Source organism: Pseudomonas sp. SIMBA_068, from assembly GCF_046534705.1.
Taxonomy (GTDB): domain Bacteria; phylum Pseudomonadota; class Gammaproteobacteria; order Pseudomonadales; family Pseudomonadaceae; genus Aquipseudomonas; species Aquipseudomonas putida.
The window spans coordinates 1-290 of record NZ_JAWRYI010000309.1; the positions used below are offsets into that span (position 1 = coordinate 1).

A 290-nucleotide genomic window follows, 5' to 3' on the forward strand; every position below is an offset into this window, starting at 1 on the left:
GGCCACGGCATTGGCCACGTCGGTGACTTCGGCGCGGGTCGGGGCCGGCGAGAAGCGCATGGATTCGAGCATCTGCGTGGCCACCACCACTGGTTTGCCCAGCTGGCGGCAGGTGCCGATGATGCGTTTCTGGATCTGCGGCACGCTTTCGGCGGGCACTTCCACACCCAGGTCACCACGGGCCACCATGATGGCGTCTGCCAGTTCGGCGATGGCTTGCAGCTGTTCGACGGCCGATGGTTTTTCGATCTTGGCCATCAGGTAGGCGCGGTCGCCAATCAGCTGGCGGG

At 65.5% G+C, this 290-nt stretch carries 1 protein-coding gene; it reads right to left on the reverse strand.

All coding sequences use genetic code 11. The features are described from left to right. Positions 1-290 (reverse strand): pyruvate kinase (locus SB756_RS29305; protein WP_410913056.1); only part of this gene is annotated, 290 nt, incomplete at both ends.